General features: G+C 69.4%; 4 protein-coding genes and 1 pseudogene. 3 read left to right on the top strand and 2 right to left on the bottom strand.

Annotated features, from left to right (window positions below; all coding sequences use genetic code 11):
• A pseudogene (locus ABYX71_RS10350) lies at positions 1-215 on the bottom strand (hypothetical protein); the annotation flags it as partial.
• A gap of 307 nt (positions 216-522) precedes the next feature.
• On the opposite strand from ABYX71_RS10350, the gene egtB reads away from it, so the two are divergent.
• Positions 523-1,815: an ergothioneine biosynthesis protein EgtB gene (gene egtB / locus ABYX71_RS10345; RefSeq protein ID WP_372696420.1), complete on the top strand. Its 1,293-nt coding sequence runs from the start codon at positions 523-525 to the stop codon at positions 1,813-1,815.
• Positions 1,812-2,774: an L-histidine N(alpha)-methyltransferase gene (egtD, locus tag ABYX71_RS10340; RefSeq protein ID WP_372696419.1), complete on the top strand. Its 963-nt coding sequence runs from the start codon at positions 1,812-1,814 to the stop codon at positions 2,772-2,774. The genes egtB and egtD overlap by 4 nt, the downstream gene beginning before the upstream one ends.
• Here egtD and ABYX71_RS10335 read toward each other — a convergent pair.
• Positions 2,771-3,739: a 2-hydroxyacid dehydrogenase gene (locus tag ABYX71_RS10335; protein WP_372696418.1), complete on the bottom strand. Its 969-nt coding sequence runs from the start codon at positions 3,737-3,739 to the stop codon at positions 2,771-2,773. The two genes, egtD and ABYX71_RS10335, sit on opposite strands and share 4 nt — an antisense overlap.
• Positions 3,740-3,886: 147 nt before the next feature.
• On the opposite strand from ABYX71_RS10335, the gene ABYX71_RS10330 reads away from it, so the two are divergent.
• The coding region (locus ABYX71_RS10330; RefSeq protein ID WP_372696417.1) for a homocysteine S-methyltransferase family protein at positions 3,887-4,920 on the top strand (1,034 nt) is incomplete at its 3' end.

The following is a 4,920-nucleotide window of genomic DNA, read 5'->3' as shown; positions in this document are numbered from 1 at the left end:
TGACGCCCAATCCACGTCGTGAAGTAGTCGTTCGGGTTCGGCGCCTGACTGTCCAGACCCACAAACACCCAGTTGCGCTCGAAGATGTAACGCATCTCAAGCTCAAACACCGCCGGGTCGCGAAACACGTCGCGATGCACGCGGAAGTCGCCCTGGTCGGCCAGGTCAACGACCAACCGGTCAATATCCGGCGCCGTCAGTTCATTCGGCTTCATCGTCGTTATCCCCTCGCATGTAAGCGCTACCTGACAGACTGCGGCGTTGGTCTGAGGCGAGCATCAAATGTGCGGCGCGGCCACCGGTCGGCGGACGCTCCTGAGGCCGCGTCGGCATCCATGCCGGGACATCTTTAACGGCCGCTCAGTTTAACCGCGAGCGGCGGTCAACCGCCATGCCGGAGCGCTCCGACACCTCCGTGACACCCCGGCGACGGTTGCAGCTCGCACCGCTTCAAGGATACTAGCGCTGTCGTCGACGACTGCGCAGCCGACCATTAGCAAGCCATTGCGAGGGGGGAACACCATGGCGGGCGTCGCTCGTAAGCAGACCGGTCCCGTGCCGGATACGGCCGACACACTGGCCAAACGCTACCGCTCGGTGCGCCAGCTCACTGAAGCACTGATCGCGCCACTGGACACCGAAGACATGGTGATCCAGTCCATGCCCGACACCAGCCCGCCCAAGTGGCATCTGGCGCACACGGCGTGGTTCTTCGAAACCTTCATCCTGCAGCCGCGCCTGCCGGGTTACCAACCGTTCCATCCGCGCTACGGCTTCCTGTTCAACTCCTATTACAACCAGGTCGGCCCGTTCCACGCCCGCCCGCAGCGCGGCCTGCTGGCCCGCCCCAGCACGACCGACGTGCTGGCCTACCGGGCGCACGTGGACAGCCACCTGCTGGAGTTGCTGCACACCGCCGACCACGCCACGCTGCCGACCGTAGCGCCGATGGTCGAGCTTGGCCTGCACCACGAACAGCAGCACCAGGAACTGCTGCTGATGGACGTGAAGCACAACTTTCACGCCAACCCGTTGTTCCCGGCCTACCGCGACGACCTGCCCCCGGCGGCGAGCGGTACACCGGCGCCGGTCACGTTTCGGTCATGCACCGGCGGCATCGTCGACATCGGCCACGCCGGCGCCGGCTTTGCCTTCGACAACGAAACGCCGCGCCATCGCGTGGCGCTGGAGCCCTACTGCCTGGCCGACCGCCTGGTGACCTGTGGCGAGTACCTGGAATTCATCCGCGCCGGTGGCTACCGCACCCCGGAACTGTGGCTGTCCGACGGCTGGGCCACGGTGCAGGCGCGCGGCTGGCAGGCGCCGCTGTACTGGCACGGCAAGGACGACGACTGGCAGGTGTTCACCCTGGGCGGCCTGCGCCCGCTCAACCCGGCGGTACCGGTGAGCCACCTGAGCTTCTACGAGGCCGACGCCTTCGCCCGCTTCGCCGGGCGGCGCCTGCCTACCGAGTTCGAATGGGAGGCGGTGGCGCAGACGGCCGATCCGGCCAGCGGCCACACTCTGGACCGGGATTGCCTGGAACCGCTGCCGGCCGGCGATGGCGACGGCTTCAAGCAACTGGTCGGCGATGTCTGGGAATGGACCGCCAGCGCCTACCTGCCCTACCCGCGCTACCGGCCGGCGGCCGGCGCGGTCGGCGAGTACAACGGCAAGTTCATGTCCGGGCAGATGGTGCTACGCGGCGGCTCGTGCCTGACACCAACCGGCCACACACGCGCCACCTATCGCAATTTCTTCCCTCCCGACGCGCGCTGGGCGTGCGCCGGCCTACGTCTGGCGGATGATGCATGAACACACTGGCCAAACTGCGCCTGCACGACCTGGCGCCCGAACAGGACGACTTCCTGAGCGCGGTACTCGACGGCCTCGGCCGTCCCCACAAGACCCTGCCGTGCAAGTTCTTCTATGACGAAACCGGCTCGGCCCTGTTCGACGCCATCTGCGATCAGCCCGAGTACTACCCCACCCGCACCGAACTGGGCATCCTTGCCGCCGCCGCGAGCGAGATTGCCGACCTGGCCGGTCGCGGCGGCGCACTGGTCGAGTACGGCAGCGGCAGCAGCCTGAAGACGCGGCTGCTGCTCGACGCCCTGGTGCCGGCGATCTACATGCCCATCGACATCTCGCGCGAGCACATGCTGGCCGCCTGCCACACCCTGGCACAGGACTATCCGGCCCTGCACCTGATGGCCGTGTGCGCCGACTACACGCGCCCGTTCCGCCTGCCGCAGACTGCACCGCAGAACCGCCGCCTGGCGTTTTTCCCCGGCTCCAGCATCGGCAACTTCGCGCCACTGGAGGCCCTGCGCTTCCTCAAGCAGGTGGCCCAGCAGCTGAGCGGCGGCGACGGCCTGCTGATCGGTGTCGACCTCAAGAAAGACCCGGCCGTGCTGAACGCCGCCTACAACGACGCTGCCGGCGTCACCGCCGCCTTCAACCTGAACCTCCTGACCCGCTGCAACCGCGAACTCGACGCCGATTTCGACCTCGACGGCTTCGCCCACCGGGCGTTCTACAACGCCGCCGCCGGACGGGTGGAAATGCACATCGAAAGCCAGCGCGAACAGACCGCGACCGTCGCCGGGCACGCCTTCACCTTCGCCGCCGGCGAAACCATACACACCGAGAATTCCTACAAGTACGAGCCCGACGAGTTCCAGCGCCTGGCCGGCCAGGCCGGCTTCGAACTGCAGCGCACCTGGACCGACCCCGGGCGGCTGTTCGGCGTGCTGTACCTGCGCCGGCGCTAGGCGCCCGCCGGCGGCACCAGCCGGTTGCGTGGCTGGCCGGCGCGAAACGCCTCGATAGTGGCCGCCAGTTCGCCGACCAGACGCTGACGGGCATCGCGGCTGGCCCAGGCGCAGTGCGGCGTGAGGATGAGGTTCGGAATGTCCGGCGCCAGCAGCGGGTGCGAGGCCGGGGGCGGCTCGACACCCAGCACGTCCAGGCCGGCGCCGCCCAGGTGGCCACTGCGCAGCGCCTCCGCCAGTGCCGGCTCGTCCACCAGCGCGCCGCGGGCGGTGTTGATCAGCAGAGCCCCCGGCTTCATGGCCGCCAGCAGCGCGCCGTCCACCAGCCCGCGGGTCTGCGCGGTCAACGGACAATGCAGGCTCAGCACATCCGCCTCGCGCACCAGTTCGGCCAGCACCTGGCGTCCGGCGCGCGGTGACTGCCCCGGCCGCTCGGCAATACGCACCTGCATGCCAAGGGCCGTCGCCGCGGCGGCCACGGCCTGGCCGATGGCGCCATGACCGACGACGCCCAGCACCCGCCCGGACAGCTCCAGGATCGGGGGTTCCACCAGGCAGAACTGCCCGGCCCGGCTCCATTCGCCTGCCGCCACCGCCTGCCGGTACTGCGGCAGGCGGCCGGCCAGTGCCAGCAACAGCATCATCGTGTGCTGCGCCACCGCCGCGGTGGCATAGCCGCGCACATTGCACACCGTCACGCCGCGCGCCGCGGCGGCGGCCAGGTCGACATTGTCGTATCCGGTGGCGGCAACGCACACCAGCGCCAGCCGGGGCGCCGCCGCCAGGGCCGCGGCATCCAGCACCACCTTGTTGGTGACCACCACCTGGGCCGTCGCCAGACGCTGCGGCAACTGCGCCGCGGTGGTGGCGCGATGCCAGTCCCACGGCCCGGCGGCGCGCTGCAACGGTGACAGGTCGACATCGCCGGCATCCACCGTGCCGGCATCCAGAAACACAGCCCGCATGCTCAGCGTCCCCCGACGGCCGACGGCCGCGGTCGCTCTAGAGTCTCAGTCATCGCTCGACCTCCGACAGTTCCACCCACAGTGCCCGCGCAGCGGGCAAGCCATCCGCCGGCGCGCCCGCCGGGCCCGCTCAGCCACCGCGCTACAATGCCGCCCCGCTTGCCTCCCTCGCTGCGCCCTGCCATGTCCGACCGTACCGCCCTGCTCCACGACCAGCTGGCCACCCGCATTCTGCTGCTGGACGGCGCCATGGGCACCATGATCCAGCGCCACGGCCTGACCGAGGCCGATTACCGGGGCGAACGGTTTGCCGACATCGACCGCGACCTGAAGGGCAACAACGACCTGCTCACGCTGACCCGGCCGCAGGTGATCGAGGGCATCCACCGCGCCTACCTGGAAGCCGGTTCGGACATCGTCGAGACCAACACCTTCAACTCGACCGCCATCTCGCAGGCCGACTACGGCCTGGAAGACCTGGTCTACGAGCTCAACCGCGAGGGTGCGGCGCTGGCCCGGCGCGCCGCCGATGCCCTGAGCACACCGCAGCGGCCGCGCTTCGTGGCCGGTGTGCTGGGGCCGACCAGCCGCACGGCGTCGGTGTCGCCGGACGTCAACGACCCCGGCTTTCGCAACGTCACCTTCGGCGAACTGGTCGACAACTACACCGAGGCGCTGCGCGGTCTGATCGACGGCGGCGCCGACATCCTGCTGGTCGAGACCGTCTTCGACACGCTGAACTGCAAGGCGGCGCTGTACGCCATCGAGAGCCACTTCGCCGCCGGCCATGCGCGCCTGCCGGTGATGATCTCCGGCACCATCACCGACGCCTCCGGGCGCACCCTGTCCGGCCAGACGGCGGCGGCATTCTACGCCTCGGTGGCGCACGTGCAGCCGCTGTCGGTGGGCCTGAACTGCGCGCTCGGCGTGGAGCTGCTGCGGCCCTACGTGCACGAACTGGCGCAGATCGCCGAATGCCGCGTCAGCGCGCATCCGAACGCCGGCCTGCCGAACGCCTTCGGCGGCTACGACGAGACGCCCGAGTTCATGGCAGGCCACCTCAAACAGTGGGCGCAGGACGGCATGCTGAACATCGTCGGCGGCTGCTGCGGCACCACGCCCGACCACATTCGCGCCATCGCCGATGCCGTTACCGGCATCGCCCCGCGCCCGCTGCCGGC

It is taken from the genome of Immundisolibacter sp., assembly GCF_041625615.1.
Classification (GTDB): Bacteria; Pseudomonadota; Gammaproteobacteria; order Immundisolibacterales; family Immundisolibacteraceae; genus Immundisolibacter.
The sequence above is the reverse complement of the archived record's forward strand: the minus strand, read 5'-3'. Positions and strand labels throughout refer to the sequence as shown.

Excerpts from the sequence above, each read along its gene's own strand:
- egtB (WP_372696420.1), top strand. The coding sequence starts at position 523 with ATGGCGGGCGTCGCTCGTAAGCAGACCGGTCCCGTGCCGGATACGGCC.
- egtD (WP_372696419.1), top strand. The coding sequence starts at position 1,812 with ATGAACACACTGGCCAAACTGCGCCTGCACGACCTGGCGCCCGAACAG.
- ABYX71_RS10335 (WP_372696418.1), bottom strand. The coding sequence starts at position 3,739 with ATGCGGGCTGTGTTTCTGGATGCCGGCACGGTGGATGCCGGCGATGTC.